At 63.9% G+C, this 17,038-nt stretch carries 17 protein-coding genes; 8 read left to right on the top strand and 9 right to left on the bottom strand.

The genetic code is table 11. The features are described 5' to 3' along the window. Positions 1 to 74 precede the first annotated feature (74 nt). A complete protein-coding gene (locus EH240_RS15495) occupies positions 75 to 602 on the bottom strand; it encodes a hypothetical protein (RefSeq protein WP_124999620.1) in 528 nt (175 codons plus the stop codon). Beyond that, positions 595 to 1,203, bottom strand: coding sequence for a CGNR zinc finger domain-containing protein (locus EH240_RS15490; protein ID WP_124999618.1), 609 nt, complete (start codon positions 1,201 to 1,203; stop codon positions 595 to 597). The genes EH240_RS15495 and EH240_RS15490 overlap by 8 nt, the downstream gene beginning before the upstream one ends. Positions 1,204 to 1,296: 93 nt before the next feature. Between EH240_RS15490 and EH240_RS15485 the strand changes: the two genes are divergently transcribed. The 4 genes from EH240_RS15485 (at position 1,297) to EH240_RS15470 (ending at position 5,827) form a co-directional block, all read left to right on the top strand. After that, positions 1,297 to 2,202, top strand: a complete 906-nt coding sequence (locus EH240_RS15485) for a branched-chain amino acid ABC transporter permease (protein WP_124999616.1) — start codon at positions 1,297 to 1,299, stop codon at positions 2,200 to 2,202. Between the two features lie 188 nt (positions 2,203 to 2,390). Further along, positions 2,391 to 2,996 (top strand): TRAP transporter small permease subunit, encoded by a 606-nt coding sequence (locus EH240_RS15480; RefSeq protein WP_124999614.1) that lies wholly within the window; start codon positions 2,391 to 2,393, stop codon positions 2,994 to 2,996. Next, a complete protein-coding gene (locus tag EH240_RS15475; protein WP_206075273.1) occupies positions 2,993 to 4,789 on the top strand; it encodes a TRAP transporter large permease in 1,797 nt (598 codons plus the stop codon). The genes EH240_RS15480 and EH240_RS15475 overlap by 4 nt, the downstream gene beginning before the upstream one ends. A 12-nt stretch (positions 4,790 to 4,801) precedes the next feature. Then, positions 4,802 to 5,827: a zinc-dependent alcohol dehydrogenase family protein gene (locus EH240_RS15470; RefSeq protein ID WP_124999612.1), complete on the top strand. Its 1,026-nt coding sequence runs from the start codon at positions 4,802 to 4,804 to the stop codon at positions 5,825 to 5,827. An 87-nt stretch (positions 5,828 to 5,914) separates the two neighbouring features. Here EH240_RS15470 and EH240_RS15465 read toward each other — a convergent pair whose 3' ends face one another. Further along, on the bottom strand, positions 5,915 to 7,024 hold the full coding sequence (locus EH240_RS15465) for a TRAP transporter substrate-binding protein (protein ID WP_124999610.1): 1,110 nt from the start codon (positions 7,022 to 7,024) through the stop codon (positions 5,915 to 5,917). Between the two features lie 268 nt (positions 7,025 to 7,292). On the opposite strand from EH240_RS15465, the gene EH240_RS15460 reads away from it, so the two are divergent. Further along, entirely contained in the window at positions 7,293 to 8,066 is a 774-nt protein-coding gene (locus tag EH240_RS15460; RefSeq protein ID WP_124999608.1) for a gamma-glutamyl-gamma-aminobutyrate hydrolase family protein, read from the top strand. Between the two features lie 16 nt (positions 8,067 to 8,082). On the opposite strand, the gene EH240_RS15455 is transcribed toward EH240_RS15460, so the two are convergent. From EH240_RS15455 to EH240_RS15435, 5 genes are all read right to left on the bottom strand, one after another. After that, entirely contained in the window at positions 8,083 to 8,466 is a 384-nt protein-coding gene (locus EH240_RS15455; RefSeq protein WP_124999606.1) for a hypothetical protein, read from the bottom strand. A 163-nt stretch (positions 8,467 to 8,629) separates the two neighbouring features. Next, positions 8,630 to 9,613: a 2-hydroxyacid dehydrogenase gene (locus tag EH240_RS15450; protein ID WP_124999604.1), complete on the bottom strand. Its 984-nt coding sequence runs from the start codon at positions 9,611 to 9,613 to the stop codon at positions 8,630 to 8,632. Next, positions 9,610 to 10,632: a LacI family DNA-binding transcriptional regulator gene (locus tag EH240_RS15445; protein WP_124999602.1), complete on the bottom strand. Its 1,023-nt coding sequence runs from the start codon at positions 10,630 to 10,632 to the stop codon at positions 9,610 to 9,612. Before EH240_RS15445 ends, EH240_RS15450 begins: the two co-directional genes overlap by 4 nt. A gap of 68 nt (positions 10,633 to 10,700) precedes the next feature. Next, on the bottom strand, positions 10,701 to 11,585 hold the full coding sequence (locus tag EH240_RS15440) for a DMT family transporter (RefSeq protein WP_167484033.1): 885 nt from the start codon (positions 11,583 to 11,585) through the stop codon (positions 10,701 to 10,703). A gap of 488 nt (positions 11,586 to 12,073) precedes the next feature. Next, positions 12,074 to 12,481 carry a DUF2000 family protein gene (locus tag EH240_RS15435; RefSeq protein ID WP_124999599.1) on the bottom strand — a complete coding sequence of 136 codons (408 nt, stop codon included), beginning with the start codon at positions 12,479 to 12,481 and terminating at the stop codon, positions 12,074 to 12,076. A 37-nt stretch (positions 12,482 to 12,518) separates the two neighbouring features. On the opposite strand from EH240_RS15435, the gene EH240_RS15430 reads away from it, so the two are divergent. Further along, positions 12,519 to 13,382 (top strand): AraC family transcriptional regulator, encoded by an 864-nt coding sequence (locus EH240_RS15430; RefSeq protein ID WP_124999597.1) that lies wholly within the window; start codon positions 12,519 to 12,521, stop codon positions 13,380 to 13,382. Between the two features lie 132 nt (positions 13,383 to 13,514). On the opposite strand, the gene EH240_RS15425 is transcribed toward EH240_RS15430, so the two are convergent. Then, the gene (locus EH240_RS15425; RefSeq protein WP_124999595.1) at positions 13,515 to 13,985 is read right to left on the bottom strand and encodes a MarR family winged helix-turn-helix transcriptional regulator; all 471 of its coding nucleotides are present in this window, start codon (positions 13,983 to 13,985) and stop codon (positions 13,515 to 13,517) included. Between the two features lie 382 nt (positions 13,986 to 14,367). Here EH240_RS15425 and EH240_RS15420 point away from each other — a divergent pair, with 382 nt between their 5' ends. Both EH240_RS15420 and EH240_RS15415 read left to right on the top strand, forming a co-directional pair. Then, on the top strand, positions 14,368 to 15,426 hold the full coding sequence (locus EH240_RS15420) for a CobW family GTP-binding protein (protein ID WP_124999593.1): 1,059 nt from the start codon (positions 14,368 to 14,370) through the stop codon (positions 15,424 to 15,426). A 224-nt stretch (positions 15,427 to 15,650) separates the two neighbouring features. Then, entirely contained in the window at positions 15,651 to 16,625 is a 975-nt protein-coding gene (locus EH240_RS15415; protein ID WP_124999591.1) for a WD40 repeat domain-containing protein, read from the top strand. Positions 16,626 to 17,038: the final 413 nt, after the last annotated feature.

Here is a 17,038-nt window from a genome sequence, read left to right as displayed (position 1 = left end):
CTTCCAGTACGTGAGCACCGGAAGCGCAGGAAACCACCGTTCGCAGGCCGGCATCACCTGAATATCAACACAGCCTAGACCGCCTTCGAGCAATCCGGCTTCGGCGCATCGGGCAGCTTGCCGTCGGGATGGCCGGCGAGGTCCGGGTTGAGCTCGTATTTCGGCCCGATCACCAGCGGCCGGTCCGGCAGCATGGTCTGGTCCTCCGACGAGGTCATCGTCGTGTCGAGGCTCTGGAGCAGCGTGCCGCTGGAATCCTCGATGCGGATCGAGACGGAATAGGGCTTGTCCTTGACGACGCAGGTGAGCGGAGGGCTGGTGAGGGTGATGTGGGGAAGCTTCGGCCAGATCTTCTGGTTGACCACGAGCGGGTCGCCGCCGGCCGGATTCTGGAAATTCACCACGGCGACCTGTCCCTCGCCCATCGGCCGCAGCGGCCTTAGCGTGATGACGTAGGTGGCGATGCCAAGCCGGTAGTTGAACTCGAACAGCTTGCCGGAAATGGCGAAGAGCTGCTCCTTGCCGGTATCGCGGCAGGCGCCGAGCGCGGTCGCGGCGATCAGGGCCGCGCCGAGGGCGATCGAACGGAATTTTCTAGGCATTGGTGATCTCCCTGGCCGCCGTGCGGCGGCGATAATAGCGGTTCGCTTTCTGGCGGTTGCCGCAGACGGCCATGTCGCACCAGAGGCGGCTGGAGTTACGGCTGCGGTCGATGAAGAGCCAGCTGCAGTTCGGACAGATCCTGAGCCTCGCAACGGTGTCGTCCCGCAGCAGCGAAAGCGCCGAGACGGCCAAAGCCGCCTCGAAGGCGATCGGCGTCGCCGGATCGCCAAAGGGCCGGCCCGGCGCGCCGATTTCGGTGCTACTGCCGGAGAGGCCGCCGGCGCAGGCCATCAGGAAATCCGGCAAATGGCCGGCGGCGATCGCGCCTTTCGCTATGGCATGGCGGAACAGGCGGTCGGTCGCCTCGCGGATCGACAGCACGACCGGGGCGATGGTGCGCGGTTCGGGCGCCTCCAGCCGCCGGCCGCCGAGCTCGGCGGCGCGAAAGCCGCTCGCCGCCTCGGCGAAGCGGGCGATCTCGGCCGGATCATCGAAACGGTCGAAGGTCTTTTCCGGGTCGTTGCGCAGCACGACCGTGTTCGCCGTGTCGAGCGCGAGGATGCCGCCGGTGAAGCGGTGCGGGGTCCAGGATACCGTCATGCCAGAAACCTAACCGATAAAACACATTTGACAAGTTAGATTCCGGGTGCAACGTTCCCAACGGGCCAGGTCGCACAGCCCTAGGAATGCTTCATGCTCTATTTCTACCAGCAGGTGCTCAACGGGCTGCATTCCGGCGCGCTCTATGCGCTGCTGGCCTTCGGCTATGTGCTGACCAACGGCATCCTGCACCGCACGAACCTTGCCTATGGCGCGCTGTTTGCCTTTTGCGGCCACACCATGATCCTGACCGCTGCCTTCGGCTACCAGGCGCTTTGGCTGACGCTGTTCGCCTCGGTCGCGCTCGGCATCGTTGCCGCCCTGCTCTATGCGGTGCTGATCAGCCAAGTGCTGTCGCGCAGCGTGTTCGAAAGGCTCGCCGACCGGTCGCCCAACGCCATCGTGGTGACGACGCTCGGCATCTTGCTGTTCCTGTCGGAAGCGAGCCGCATCGCCGCCGACACCCACGATCTCTGGCTGCCGCCGATGCTCGCCCAACCGGTCATCTTCGCCCAGGACAGCCGCTTCAAAGTCACGCTCACGGTCATCCAGCTTTTGGACTGCGCAGCGGTGATAGCGGTGGTGGCGCTGGCCGCCTGGCTGTTTTCGCATTCGCGCTTCGGACGCGCCTGGCGGGCCGTTTCGGACGATCCGAAGGCGGCCGCGATGTGCGGCGTCGACGTGCGCGCGGTGTTCCGCCGCGCGGTGCTTTATAGCGGCTTCTGCGCCGCTTTTGCCGGCCTGCTCGCCGGCTTTTATTACGGCAATATCAGCTTCGGCACCGGCCTCGTCTATGGCCTCAAGATCCTGTTCGTGACGGCCGTCGGCGGCTACATGTCGCCGCTCAAGGCAGCTCTCGGCGCCGCAGCCTTCGGCATGGCCGAATCGCTGTGGGCCGGCTACTTCCCAATCGAATGGCGCGATGGCTGGATATACCTGTTCCTCGTCGCCATGCTGGTGCTGATCGGCGCCGGCCGCGATCAGGCCAAGGTCGCCTGAAACCCATCAGACTTTGGTTGCATGACGTCCCGTGAGGGTGACCGGTTTTTGCCGTTGCTCACTGCTTGGGCCGTCGGCGCGTCCTTTGCCATGTTGACCAGCCGGACCACGCACTGCATACCGTTAGGCCAAGCGGCGCGACACCGGTTGGGGGAATCGGGCGCGCAGCCTGATCAGGGAGGAAATGCATGGCAGGGCTCATCGCTCTATCCAGGACGATCGACCGCATCAATGAGTTCATCGGCCGCTGGATATCCTGGCTGATCCTGCTTGCGATCCTGGTGAGCGCCGGCAATGCCGTCATCCGCAAGGTGCTCGACATCTCATCCAACGCCTGGCTGGAGCTGCAATGGTACCTTTTCGGCGCCGCCTTCATGCTGGCGGCCGCCTACACGCTGAAGCAGAACGACCACATCCGCATCGACATCGTCTACGGCATGTTCTCGCGCCGCGTGCAGCACTGGATCGACCTTCTCGGCCATCTCCTCTTCCTGATGCCGTTCGTGACGCTGATGGTGATCTATTTCGTCCCCTATGTGTCGCTGTCGTACCGCAGCGGAGAAATGTCAAACAATTCCGGCGGGCTGATCATCTGGCCGGCAAAGGCCATCCTGCTGGTCGGTTTCTTCCTGCTGGCGTTGCAGGGCATCTCTGAGATCATCAAGAAGATCGCCATCATGCGCGGTCACCTGGAGGATCCCAATCCCTTCATATCGGCACATGAGCAGGCAGAGCTCGAGGCGAAAGCGCTCGCCGAAGAGGCGAAGGCGCTGGCCGGCGAGGTGCGCCCGTGATCGAGTTCATCGCGCAGAACATGGCGCCGATCATGTTCGCCTCGCTGATCATCTTCCTGCTGATCGGCTACCCCGTCGCCTTCTCGCTCGCCGCCAACGGCCTCATGTTCTTCTTCATCGGCGTCGTGCTGTCGCCCTATTCGGGCGGATCGATCAACCTCGCCTGGCCGCTGCTGCATGCGCTGCCCGACAATTTCTACGGCAGCCGGGTGATGTCGAACGACACGCTGCTGGCCATCCCGTTCTTCACCTTCATGGGCATCGTGCTCGAACGGTCCGGTATGGCCGAGGATTTGCTCGACACGATCGGCCAGCTGTTCGGACCGGTCCGCGGCGGCCTCGCCTATGCCGTGATCTTCGTCGGCGCGCTGCTCGCCGCCACGACCGGTGTGGTGGCGGCGTCCGTCATCGCCATGGGGCTGATCTCGCTGCCGATCATGCTGCGCTACGGATACAACCGGCGCCTGGCATCCGGCGTCATCGCCGCCTCCGGAACGCTCGCCCAGATCATCCCGCCCTCGCTGGTGCTGATCGTGCTGGCCGACCAACTCGGCCGCTCGGTCGGCGACATGTACGCCGGCGCGCTGATCCCCGGCCTGGTTCTGACCGGCATCTACATGGCCTACATCCTGATCATGTCGATCATCCGGCCGAAATCGATGCCGGCCTTGCCGCTGGAGGCTCGCACGCTCGGCCATGGCGTGCTGTCGCTGTTGGCGGCGCTGCTGGTGGCGGTAGCGGCTTCCTATGCGGCCTATCTCTATCTGGCGCCAACGCATGGCGACAATGCCGACATTCTCGGCGCCTGCGTCGGCGTGATCCTGATCTATGTCGTGGCGATTGCCGACAAGGGCCTGAACGTCAACATGATGTCCAGGCTGACGCAGCAGGTGATCATCGTGCTGATCCCGCCACTGGCGCTGATCTTCCTGGTGCTGGGCACCATCTTCCTCGGTATCGCCACGCCGACCGAGGGCGGCGCCATGGGCTCCGTCGGTGCATTGATCATGGCGGCGGCAAAGGGGCGACTGTCGCTTGATGTGGTCAAGCAGGCGCTGGCCTCGACGACCAGGCTGTCGTCCTTCGTGCTGTTCATCCTGATCGGCGCGCGCGTCTTCTCGCTCACCTTCTACGGCGTCAACGGCCATATCTGGGTCGAGCATCTCTTGACGTCGCTGCCGGGCGGCGAGGTCGGCTTCCTGATCGGCGTCAACATCCTGGTGTTCGTGCTCGCCTTCTTCCTCGATTTCTTCGAACTCGCCTTCATCATCGTGCCGCTCTTGGCGCCGGCCGCCGACAAGCTCGGCATCGACCTGATCTGGTTCGGCGTCCTGCTCGGCGTCAACATGCAGACCAGCTTCATGCATCCGCCCTTCGGCTTCGCGCTGTTCTACCTGCGCTCGGTCGCCGCCCGCGTGCCCTATCTCGACCGTCTCACCGGCAAGAAGATCCAGCCGATCACCACAGGCCAGATCTATTGGGGCGCGGTGCCCTTCGTCTGCATCCAGGTGCTGATGATCGGACTGACCATCGCTTTCCCGCAAATGGTCATGCACTACAAAGGCACGGTGGCCGAACCGAGCACGATAGATATCAAGCTGCCGGACATGCCGGGACTTTCGCCGCTCGGCACGCCGCCGGCGGACAATGGCGCGGCCCCCGCAAATGGCGGCAAGCCGCCGGCCGCGCCGGGAACGTCCGATCTGTCGCAGCCGCCGAATTTCGGCGACACCGCCCCCGCCAAGCCAGCGGCGCCGACGCCGGACCTTTCGAAGCCGCCAAGTTTCAACTGAGGTGACGACGTCATGAGAGCCTTACGGCTGGAAGCAATCGGCAGCATCGCGCTTCGCGACGTCGACAAGCCTTGCCCGGGGCCGGAGGATGTCCTGGTGCGGATCGAAGCCTGCGGCGTCTGCGGCACCGATAGGCATCTTCTCCACGGCGAGTTTCCGTCAAGGCCACCCGTGACGCTCGGCCACGAGTTCTGCGGCATCGTCGAGGCTGTCGGAGAGGCCGTCGCCGATGTCGCCGTCGGCGACCGCGTCACCGGCGATCCCAATATTTCCTGCGGGCGCTGCAGCCAGTGCCGCGCCGGCCGCGTCAATTTGTGCAGCAATCTCAGGGCCATCGGCATCCACCGGGACGGCGGCTTCGCCGACTATGTCGTGATGCCGCAAAGCCAGGCCTTCCTCCTGCCCGCCGATCTCAAGCCGACGCATGGCGCCTTCTGCGAGCCGCTGGCGTGCTGCCTGCATGGCGTCGATCTCGCCGCCATCAGACCCGGCGCCTCGGTGGTGGTGCTCGGCGGTGGCGTCATCGGCCTGCTTACTGTGCAACTGGTGAAGCTGGCGGGTGCCGCGACCATCGTCCTGTCGACCAGACAGGCCTCGCGCCGGGCGCTAGCCGAGGAACTCGGCGCGACGGCAACGATCGATCCCAGCGCCGTCGATCCTGTCGAGGCGATCGCCGGACCGGCCGGCCTGGTGCCGGGCGGCGTCGACGTGGTGCTCGAATGCGCGGGCGTCCCGGACACCATCGAGCAGTCGATGCGGCTGGCCAAGTCCGGCGGCACGGTGGTGATCGTCGGCGTGATGCCGCAAGGCGAGAAGGTAGCCTTCGAGCCCTTTGACATCCTGTTCCGCGAGCTGAAGGTTCTCGGTTCCTTCATCAACCCCTTCACGCACCGCCGCGCCGCGGACCTTGTCGCGTCGGGCGCGATCGAGATCGACAAGCTGATTTCCAGGCAGGTTTCCCTCGAGGAGGCTGCGCAGGTGATTTCGAATCCCGCGGCCCCCGGCGAGGTCAAGGTGCTGGTCGTGCCGAACGGCTGATGTGGCCTGCCGCGCCGGCTTTGCCCGCGTAAACGAAAAGACCCCAGACAAAGCCGGGGTCTTCGAGATCAAAAATCGCCTAGATGCCTACAGCTTGCCGTTGCGCTGCTGGACCATCATGAAGGTGTCGTAGTTGTATTCGGCGACCTGAGCCCAGAGATAGTGCTCCTTACGGAAGGCCTTGATCGAGTCCCAGATCTTCTTGAACGGCGCGTTCGAGGCTTCCATCTCGGAATAGACCTCATTGGCCTTCTCGAAGCAGGCGGCCATGATCTCCTGGCTGAACGGCTGCAGCTTGGCGCCGCCGGCGACCAACCGCTTGACCGCCGCCGGATTGAGATAGTCGTATTTCTGCAGCATGTTGGCATCGGCCGCCTGGGCGGCCGTGTGCACCAGCGACTTGTAGGCCGGCGACAGCTCCTCGTACTTGGCCTTGTTGAACATCAGGTGCACGGTCGGGCCGCCTTCCCACCAGCCGGGATAGTAGTAGTAGGGCGCGACCTTATAGAAGCCGAGCTTCTCGTCGTCATAGGGGCCGACCCATTCGGCGGCGTCGATGGTGCCCTTTTCCAGCGCCGGATAGATGTCGCCGCCGGCGATCTGCTGCGGCACCACACCGAGCCTCTGCACAACCTTGCCGGCAAAGCCGCCGATGCGCATCTTGAGGCCCGAAAGATCGGCGACCGTGTTGATCTGCTTGCGGAACCAGCCGCCCATCTGAACGCCGGTGTTGCCGCCAGGCAGGCCGAACAGGCCTTGCGTGGCGAGGAACTCATTGAACAGGTCGATGCCGCCGCCATGGTAGTGCCAGGCATTTATGCCGCGCGCGTTGAGCGAGAACGGCACCGCCGCGCCCAGTGCCCAGGTCGGGTCCTTGCCCCAGTAATAGTATGCCACCGTGTGGCAGGCCTCGACGGTGCCGGCGGTGGTGGCGTCGGCCGCCTGCAGGCCGGGCACCAGTTCGCCCGAGGCGAAGACCTGGACCTGGAAATTGCCGTCGGTCGCTTCCGACAGCATCTTGGAGAAGACTTCGGCACCGCCATAGATCGTATCGAGCGACTTCGGGAAGGACGATGCCAGCCGCCACGTCACTTTCGGATTGGACTGGGCTATCGCCGGTGCGGCAAGCGCTGCGGCTGCTGCCGCGGCGCCGACACCGGACGCACCGGCCTTGCGGATGAATGAACGACGATCCATGCAGTTTCCTCCCATTTTGGATCAACAGACCGACGTTAGGACATCCTCGCTGCCCGGATCGGTTGGAGAAGAAACATACACAGGCGACAGGTCGTGTCCAGCATCGCAGCCGAGGTTCCGGCCATTCGCGGGCCTGCCTGCAACTATAGTTTAACGCAGATGAACCTGGCCCTTGCAAGGCGGCGAAACTTGCCATGGCAAAGTGCCTTCAGATCGCCTATTTAGTAGGCAGAATAGTTCGTTAGCCTCGATGGAACCCATATCCAAAATGCAGCAGCCGCTCGTTGCCGTGTCGTCCGATGTCCGCCAGTTCGACAACTACACCTGGCATGCCGCCCCGCAGCAATATCTCGAGGCGGCGCTTGCCGGCGCCGGGGTGTTCCCGCTGCTGGTGCCGTCCTTCGGCGACCGGCTCGATTTCGACGAGCTGCTGTCCTCGGTCGACGGCGTCATGGTGACGGGCTCGAAGTCCAATGTGCATCCCTCGCTCTACGGCGGCGATCCCAGCGAGGCCAACGGCCCCTACGACCCGGCGCGCGATTCCACCACGCTGCCGCTGATCCGCAAGGCCATCGAGCGCGGCGTGCCGCTGCTCGCCATCTGCCGCGGCATCCAGGAGCTCAACGTGGCGCTGGGCGGGACACTGGGCACCGAGATCCAGGAGCGCGAAGGCTCGCTCGACCACCGCGCGCCGGTGAGCGACAATCAGGATGAGCGCTTCAGCATCCACCAGACGATTTCGATCAAGCCCGCAAGCTGCCTCGCCGGCGTGTTCGGCGCCGGCGAGATCAAGGTCAATTCATTGCATCGCCAGGCGATCGACCGGCTCGGATCGAAACTGCAGGTCGAAGCTTTAGCCGCCGACGGCACGATCGAGGCGGTGTCGGTCAAGGACGCCCGCGCCTTCGCCGTCGGCGTTCAGTGGCACCCCGAATATTGGGTGAAGTCGGACAGCAACTCGGCAAAGATCTTTCGCGCCTTCGGCGACGCCGTGCGGCTGCATGCGGCGGCGAAGGCGGGAGCACGCGCGGCGGCGGAGTAGGCCCGCAGCCCGGATCTCAATCGTTGTTCAGCGCCAAAAGCGGCAGGGCCGGCGCGTAGGATTCGTAGCCGTCGCCGTCGGCGACGCTGAAAGTGACGACCGGATCGATGCCGTTCTCGCTGAAGGCGACCGTGCCGTCGGCCTGCTCGCGCCAGAATTTTGCGTGCTCGATACCGGGTAGCAGCTTGCGGCAGTTTGGGGCAATTGTCAGCAATGAGAGGCCGTCCGAGACCTCGGCGCCGCGCTTGACCGCGCAGGCCGCTTCGTCGCCATTGGCGGTCAGCCGATAGCTGTTGGATGGGGCGGCTTCTTCGGCCGCGCTTTGGCCGTTGCCGCCATGCAGGAACTGCACGCCCCCGTATAAAGCGACTGACGCAACCAACCCGGCCAACAGCTTCACTTTGCCTCTCCGCACCAAAAGCGCGTCGCGCTTTTTGCCTCTGGTCCCTGCATCTCGTCGTCCGCAAAACCGCTGCGCACTTTCAGGCGACATGCATAACGAAGTATGCAGAATGATTCCAAAGGGTTAAGCAGGCGTTAATAAACGTGGCGAGCCTGCCGGGTCAGGCGCGCGGCTTGACGTCGATCGTCTCCGGCACCGGGGTCAGCGGCCGGCGCTCGCCGAACCAGGAGATGAGATTGTCGACGCACAGATCCGCCATGGCCCGGCGGGTATGGTCCGACGCCGAGCCGACATGCGGCAGAAGCGAGGTGTTGGGCGCATCGAGCAGCGCCTTGGGCACGTTCGGTTCGTCGGCAAAGACATCGAGCCCGGCAGCGGCGATGGCGCCACTTTTGAGCGCGGCGGCAAGGGCTGCCTCGTCCACCGTGCTGCCACGGCCGATGTTGACGAAGACGCCGTTGGGGCCCAGCGCCGACAGGATCTCGGCGTTGATGGCTTTCTCCGTCGCGGCGCCGCCCGGCGCCACGCAGATCAGCGTGTCGACCGCTTCGGCGAGACCTTTCAGCGTGGCATGGTATTCGTAAGATAGGCCCTCGACCTTGCGGCGGTTGTGATAGGCGATCGACAGACCGAAGGCCTCGAGGCGATGCGCGACGGCAAGACCGATGCGGCCCATGCCGAAGATACCAACACTGCGGCCACGCAAAGTAAGCCGGCTCAGGCAATAATTGCCTTTTTTCACCCAGTCGCCGTCGCGCAGCCATTTCTCGGCGGCATACATTTCGCGCACGGTGTTGATCAACAGGCCGATCGTGGTGTCCGCGACCTCTTCGGTGAGCACGTCGGGCGTGTTGGTGACCATCACGCCGCGCTTGGCCGCGTGATAGGCGTCGACCGAATCGTAGCCGACGCCGAAATTGGCGATGATTTCGAGACTGGGCAGCGCGTCGATCATGGCCGCGTCGATGCCGCCGAAGGAGGCGATGCCGCGCACGGATTTGCGCATCTCGGCCGTCACCAGCGCCGGATCGGCGCGCTCGATCCGCACGCGCTGGAACGCCTTGTCGATCCGGCCGATGGCATGGTCGTTGAAATGGCCCGGCACCAGGATGGCGACCGGGAGCGTTCCTTCAGTTTTGGTCATTGCCGCTCCACCGGCTTGCCGGTCGACTGACGCACATGCAGCTCCGGCTTGATCAGTTCCTGCGATGGCCGCACGGCTTGCCCGTTCAGCTTGTCGAGCAGCGCGCTGGCGGCGCGGCGGCCGACCTCGCGCTGGCCGTTCCAGACAGTTGTCAGCGCCGGTGTCGCTATCGCAGCCTCCTCCAGGTCGTCGTAACCGGTGACGGAGATATCGACGCCCGGCACCAGGCCGGCGCGCGCGATGCCGTTCATCAGCCCGATCGCAACCAGATCATTCCAGCAGCAGGCGGCGGTTGGCTTGTCTTTCAGCGCCAAAAACTGTCCTGCGGCCTCGAAACCGGCCTGCTTGGTGCGCGGTCCAGGAATGCGCCAGGATGGCTTCACCTCCAGCCCGGCCGCCTCCATGGCGTTGACATAGCCTTGGTAGCGGTCGCGGCCGGTGGACGTCTGGTCGGTGCCGCCGATCATGGCGATGCGCTTGTGGCCGAGCGAGATCAGATGATTGGTGGCAAGCGCGGTGCCGTAGGCATCGTCACCGCGGAAGACCGGCACGTCGGCTCCGGCGACGGTGCGTGCGATCAGGACCGCCGGCAGGCCGTTTTCCTCGGCCATGATGATGTCCTGGGCCGGCGTGCCTATTGCCGGCGACATGATGACGCCGTCGGCGCCGAGCTGCAGCAGCGTGTCGATGAAGGTGCGCTGCTTTTCCAGCTGGTCGTAATGGTTGGACAAGATGAAGGTCTGGCGGCTGCGGTCGAGCTCGCTTTCGATCGAGCGCAGGATCTCGGCGAAGAACGGATTCATGATGTCGTGCACGACGACGCCGACGATGCCGGAGCGCGAGGTGCGCAGTGAAGCGGCGCGACGGTTGTAAATATAGCCGATGGCGCGCGCATGCTCCTTGATACGCTCGCGCGTGGTGCCGGCCACCAGCGGGCTGTCGCGCAGCGCCAGCGATACCGTTGCCGTGGACACGCCGAGCGCATCCGCGATCGTCGAAAGCTTGATCTTCTGTGCCAGCCTTTTCGCTCCCCCCGACCGGGCTTAAACTGTTTAAATGCGGCCTTATGCCATCGATCTGGAGCAATTCAAAGTTTTTTTGCCAGCGTCCCGGCTTCGGTATCCAGCGAGGCGGAATTGCGCAGACGCAGCCTGTGCTCGCGATGGATGATGTAGAGGCCGCTGGCGACGATGATGGCCGCCCCAAGCAGCGTCCAGCGGTCGGGGAACTGGTGGAAGATCAGCCAGCCGGAGATGATCATCCACACCATCTGCGAATAGGGATAGGGCGCCAGCGCCGTCGTGGTCGCGAGACGATAGGCCTGCACCAGCAGCCAATGGCCACCGGCGCCGAACACGCCCAGCATCAAGAGGATGAACCAGTGCCAGCCGTCCTGCGGCAAGGACGGCGCAAAGGGCAGCATGGGCAGGAGCAGCACAGCCGGCGCCAGCGCCGAGAACAGGATCAGGCTCTCGGATGTCTCCGTCGAAGACATGCGGCGCGTCATGATGACGTAAAAACTGTTCGACAGCATCGATCCCAGCGCGAAGAGGTGGCCGACGCCGAACGCGCCGACGCCGGGCCGGGTGATGATGAGCACACCGATGAAGCCGGCGAGGATCGCCAGCCAGCGCCGCCAGCCCGCCCATTCGCCAAGCAGCGGGCCGGCAAGCGCGGTGATCACCATTGGACCGAAGAAATAGATCGAGGTGGTTTCGGCGAGCTGAAGTGTCCGCAGCGCCTGGATGTTGAACATGGTAGAGCCGAACAAAAGCATTCCGCGCAGGATGTGCGCCGGCAGGTTGTTGGCGCGGAAGCGTGACGGCTCGCGCCAGCCGCGCAGAAAGACGCCGACAAGCATGACATGGACGGTGAAGCGGGCCCAGGCGACGATCAGCGCCGAAACGCCGGCAAGCACCAGATATTTGCTTGAGGTGTCGAGAAAGGTGAAGCAGACATAGACGCAAAGCATCAACAGCATCGCCGCCGGCGGCGTTGCGCTTTCGTCTTGGGTTTTGGGAGTGTTCAAGTTCAGGCCGGAGGAAAGGTAGACCCCACCCTTTTGCGGCAATCGCCACCGGCCAGCAAGCCAAAAGCGACTGGCCCAACAAGCGCCTGGTATAGGCTTAGAGCGCACTGCTGTTGGCCGATTAGCCTGGAGCGCTCCTCGCAGTCGTTATTCTATGGCGGAGCAAGGAGCGAAGCGACGCGGCGCAGACCCTAGGATCCAGTGACGTTAAGGCGTCGCAAGGTCCAAAATTCTGCTCCGTTGCATTCCTCGGCTAAGGTCACGGCATGGATCCTTGGGTCTTCGCTCCGCTTCGCGTCGCTATGCCCAAGGATGACGACGTTGGGGAGGCTTCTGCTAATCTCGAGGTTGCGATAGCCCGCTCAATCGAACCATGTGCATCCTGGCGGCCAGCAGCCTGCGACCGGTCAAAAATCACTCGTGCCGACAAACTAAGCATGCATGCGGGCGCCCTTGGTGATCTTGTCGACGAGCTTCTTTTCGGCGCGCAGCGCGATGCCGACGATCTTGGCGTCGTCGGGCGTGAATTCGGCGAAGACGGCGCGGTTGGCCACGTCATGGCCGGTCGCGAACATCTCCTCGACATAGGCGGATGCCGTTACGCCGCGCTCCAGCGCCCTGCGATGGATCGCTGCGAGCGTCGTGCCGTCCGCCGACAACACGATGACAGGCTGGATCGAGAGCGGATTGAAGAGATTGCCGGCGCGGTCGCGATAGGGCTCGCCGATGATCTCAGGGAACTGCGCGACGATGCCGCTGGTCAGGAAAGCGGTGACGTTGAGCTTCTGCCAGACCGCGAGGTCTTCTCTCAGCACGATTGCAAATTTCGTGTCGATCACCAAATTCATTCTCCGAGTGGTCCAGGAAGGGCATGTGATGGCGCACGGTCTAGGCGGTGAGGCGGTGGAAGGTCTTGAACGTTCGTGCGTACAGGACGACCGGATCGTTGCGGCGCCCGGCGCTGCCGGCCTCGAGCGCATTGAGGCGCGCTTCCACGGCAATGCCTTCGATCTGCACCGGCACGACACCTATGCGATCGGCGTGACGCTCGACGGCGTGCAGCGCTTCCATTATCGGGGTGCCGTCCAGCACAGCCTGCCCGGCCAGGTGATCGTGCTGCACCCCGACGAACTGCATGACGGCGGCGCCGGCACCGAGGACGGCTTACGCTACCGGATCCTCTATCTGGAGCCGTCGCTGCTGCTCGACTGCCTCCACGGTTCACTGCTGCCTTTCGTGCGGGACGCCGTGGTGAGCGACCCGGCCTTGCGCGGCACGCTGCTGTCGGCGCTAACGCCGCTGGACGAACAAATCGACGATTTGTTCGTCGCCGATTTCATCGCGCAGCTGGCGCAGCATCTGAAACACCATGCCGGACAGCCGGCAAAGCCGACAGGAAGGACCGCGTGGCGGGCTGCAGCGCTGGCCCGAGACTATCTTGAAGAAAATGCTGAACGGCCGGTGCGCTCCGACGAGTTGGAGGCGATCACCGGTCTCGACCGCTATGCGCTGTCGCGCCATTTCCGCGCGACCTATTCGACCAGCCCGCACCGCTTCCTGTTGATGCGCCGGCTGCAGCGGGCGCGGCGCATGATCGAGGCGGGAGAGCCGCTCGCCGAAATCGCCGCCGCCGCCGGCTTCAGCGACCAGAGCCATTTCAACCGGCATTTCAAGAAGGCGTTCGGGCTGACGCCGGGACGCTGGGCGGCGCTGGTGCGCGGCACGGCGGCGGCCGCTTAGGATTTTCGGACGACGCTGACACATCACGCTTTGGCGGGACTAACGTGTTGCCTTACGCGACGACGCTGATGCGTCGCGCTTTAACGGGGCGACGCTGCGCATCGAAGCGAGACGACGCTTACGCGTCGCTCGTTAATCATCCAGCTCGGAGTCGTCGTCCATGAGGACCAGCTCTTCGTTCGACAGATTGGCCTCGATGCGTGCCAGCAGCTTGAACAGCGCCTTCTGGTCCTTCTTGTCGAGGCCTTTCAGCGCCTGCTTTTCGGTCTTCTTGACCGACTTCTCGATGGCGCGGATGGTCTCGCGGCCGGAATCGGTGAGGAAGATATGGGCCTGGCGCGCGTCGGCATTGGAGGCGCGCTTTTCGAGGAAACCCTGCGCCTGCAGCCTGTTGATGGTCTTGGTGATGGTCGGCGGACGCACGCCGAGCTTGCCGGCAAGATTGCCCGGCGTCTGGCCGTCCTCGCGGTCGAGCGCCAGCATGATCTGGTCCTGGCCGGCATAGAAGCCGTGCGCCAGAAGCCGCGCCGCAAGCGCCGTCCGCGCCAGCCGCGCCGCCGAATGCAGCCGGCTCATTGTCGCTGTCTTGTCCGCCTTGGCCATGGTCGTTCCCTCTTCGGCCGAACCGGCGCGGGCAGCATAGAGGCTGTCCGACGGCTGGCAAATGACGATTTAAAGAGTCCGGCTTGCAGAACGCTTTGCCGGCAAGCATTGCGGTGCCCGCGCAGGTGATGCCAGATGTTTATTTCAGTTAGATGACAAACGACTTTTGAGCCGGTGGGATTCAGGAGCAGAGTGCGCGCAGGAGTGAGGTGACGTTCGTGCGGCTGCCGTCTTTGGCCACGTTGATCGCCGCTATTTCGCCCTACGCGCCTGTTCCGATCGGGACCCCGCTGGTCCATCGGTTTGCCGCGTGCAAAAGCCTGGCTCCCATCCTATATGAGGCCCGATAAATCCTTTAGGGCACAGATTTTCGAGGCAAGCCATGAGCGATGCACAGACGCAAATACCCGTAACCGTCCTTACCGGCTATCTCGGCGCGGGCAAGACGACGCTGCTCAACCGCATCCTGTCGGAGAACCACGGCAAGCGTTACGCCGTCATCGTCAACGAGTTCGGCGAGATCGGCATCGACAACGACCTGATCGTGGAATCCGACGAGGAAATCTACGAGATGAACAACGGGTGCGTGTGCTGCACGGTGCGCGGCGACCTGATCCGCGTCGTCGAAGGCCTGATGCGCCGGCCCGGCCGCTTCGACGCCATCGTGGTCGAGACCACGGGCCTGGCGGATCCAGTGCCGGTGGCGCAGACCTTCTTCATGGACGACGACGTGCGCTCCAAGACCAAGCTCGACGCAGTGGTGGCGCTGGTCGACGCCAAGCACCTGCCGCTCCGTCTGAAGGACTCCAAGGAGGCTGAGGACCAGATTGCCTTCGCCGATGTCGTGGTGCTGAACAAGACCGATCTCGTCACTGCCGAAGAACTCGAAAAGGTCGAGGCGACGATCCGCGCCATCAACCCGGCGGCCAGGATCCATCGCACCCAGCGCGCCGGCGTGTCGCTGGGCGAGGTGCTCGACCGCGGCGCCTTCGACCTGTCCCGCGCGCTGGAGAACGATCCGCATTTCCTCGATGCGCACGACCATGATGATGATCACCACGATCATGATCACGACCACCATCACCACCACGATCATGACGGGCACGATCATCACCATCACGACCATCCTTCCGACATCCACGACGTGACGGTGAAGTCGGTGTCGCTGCGTGGCGGCGAGATGGACCCGAAGAAGTTCTTCCCCTGGATCGAGAAGGTGACCCAGATGGAAGGGCCGAACATCCTGCGGCTGAAAGGCATCATCGCGCTCAAGGGCGACGATGACCGCTATGTCCTGCAGGGCGTGCACATGATCCTCGAAGGCGACCACCAGCGCGCCTGGAAGGACGGCGAAAAGCACGAGAGCCGGCTGGTCTTCATCGGCCGCGAGCTTGACGAAGAGCGGCTCAGGAAGAGTTTTGAGGCCTGCCAGGCGGCTTGATTTCCTGACCTCCACCTTCTCCCATTATGGGAGAAGGTGGATCGGCGCGCAGCGCCGAGACGGTCGAGGGGTGTTGGACGGATCGCCGCCTTTGCCAAGCTGGAACACCCCTCATTCGACCGAGCTTCGCTCGGCCACCTTCTCCTACAAGGGGAGAAGGAGAGCCCAACGCTGGCACCCATCACCACAAGGTGAAGGGCAGAAATCTCGAATGGACAAACTACATGCCCACAGTCGCCCCGCTTGATCTCGAAGGCCATTGCGTCGCCGCCGTTTTCCTCGGCGACGTGCCGCATTTCGCGCTCGCCGACGGCGCGATCCACCGGCTCGACAATGGGCACAAGACCGTGCAGGCCAATGACGGGCTGCTCTGCGCCTTCCATGACGCGGCGAACGACCGGCTGATCACCGGCGGCGAGGACGGCAAGGTATTTGCCGTCAAGACCGGCGGTGAAGTGGTGGAACTGGCCAGCGCCGGCAGGAAGTGGATCACCAGCGTTACCGCCGGCCCTCAGGGCGTGGTCGCCTATGCCTCGGGCAAGACGGCTTTCGTCCGTTTCGCCGACGGCAAGACCAAGGAATTCTCGCATCCGCGCTCGGTCGAAGGGCTGGCCTTCTCGCCCAAGGGCATGCGCTTCGGCGTCGCCCGCTACAATGGCGCGACGCTGCATTTCCCGGCCGCCGAGGGCAAGCCGGTGGAGCTCGAATGGGCCGGCGCCCATACCGGCATAATTTTCTCGCCGGACGGCGCCTTCCTCATCACCACCATGCAGGAGAACGCGCTGCATGGCTGGAAGCTCGCCGACGGCAAGCACATGCGCATGAGCGGCTATCCCGGCAAGGTCAAAAGCCTGTCGTGGGCGCCCAAGGGCAAATGGCTTGCGAGTTCCGGCGCGCCGGCGGCGATCGTCTGGCCGTTCGCCAGCAAGGACGGCCCGATGGGCAAGGCGCCGCTGGAACTCGGCACGCGCGGCAACACAATGGTGACCTGCGTTGCCTGCCATCCAAGCCAGGAGGTCGTCGCGATCGGCTATGAAGACGGCATGGTGATCGCGGCGCGCTTCGCCGACGCCAAGGAGGTGCTGCTGCGCCGCCCCGGCAAGGGCGCCGTCACCTCGATGATGTGGGACAAGGAAGAACGCCGCATCGTGTTCGGAAGTGCTGCCGGCGACTGCGGCGTCATCGATATCACGGCTTAGTCTCTCATGTTCCCTGTCAAGGTTGAAGGCAAGAAGGCTCGCCTGCTTGGCACGTTTGCGAAGCAGTCGGATCGGTTGAAGCTGCACAGGGCTGGGGGTGGAACTCAGAGACGACGGTTGATCAGACTCTCATCCGCGGGTTGGGTACCGGCCTTCCGTGTCTTCGTCTCGGGGCTGTCCTCGGTCTAGAGGGCGGGCGTCGGGCGCATCGGCTCGGCCACATAACTCTTATGACCGTGGTCAAGAATGATGGATGACCTTTTTCGCCCTATGCCTTTTGCCACAGGTTTTGTTTGCCATTGATGAGGGCAGCACGGAGACGGGATGGGCCTTGAGACGACGGTTGATCCAGCTCTTATCCGCGGGTTGGTTAGCGCACTTCCGTAATCCGTCCTGGGCCATCCCTGTCTAGG

The sequence above is a fragment of the Mesorhizobium tamadayense genome (assembly GCF_003863365.1).
Lineage (GTDB): Bacteria > Pseudomonadota > Alphaproteobacteria > Rhizobiales > Rhizobiaceae > Mesorhizobium > Mesorhizobium tamadayense.
Note: the sequence above shows the minus strand (reverse complement) of the source record. Positions and strands in the feature narration are given on the sequence as shown.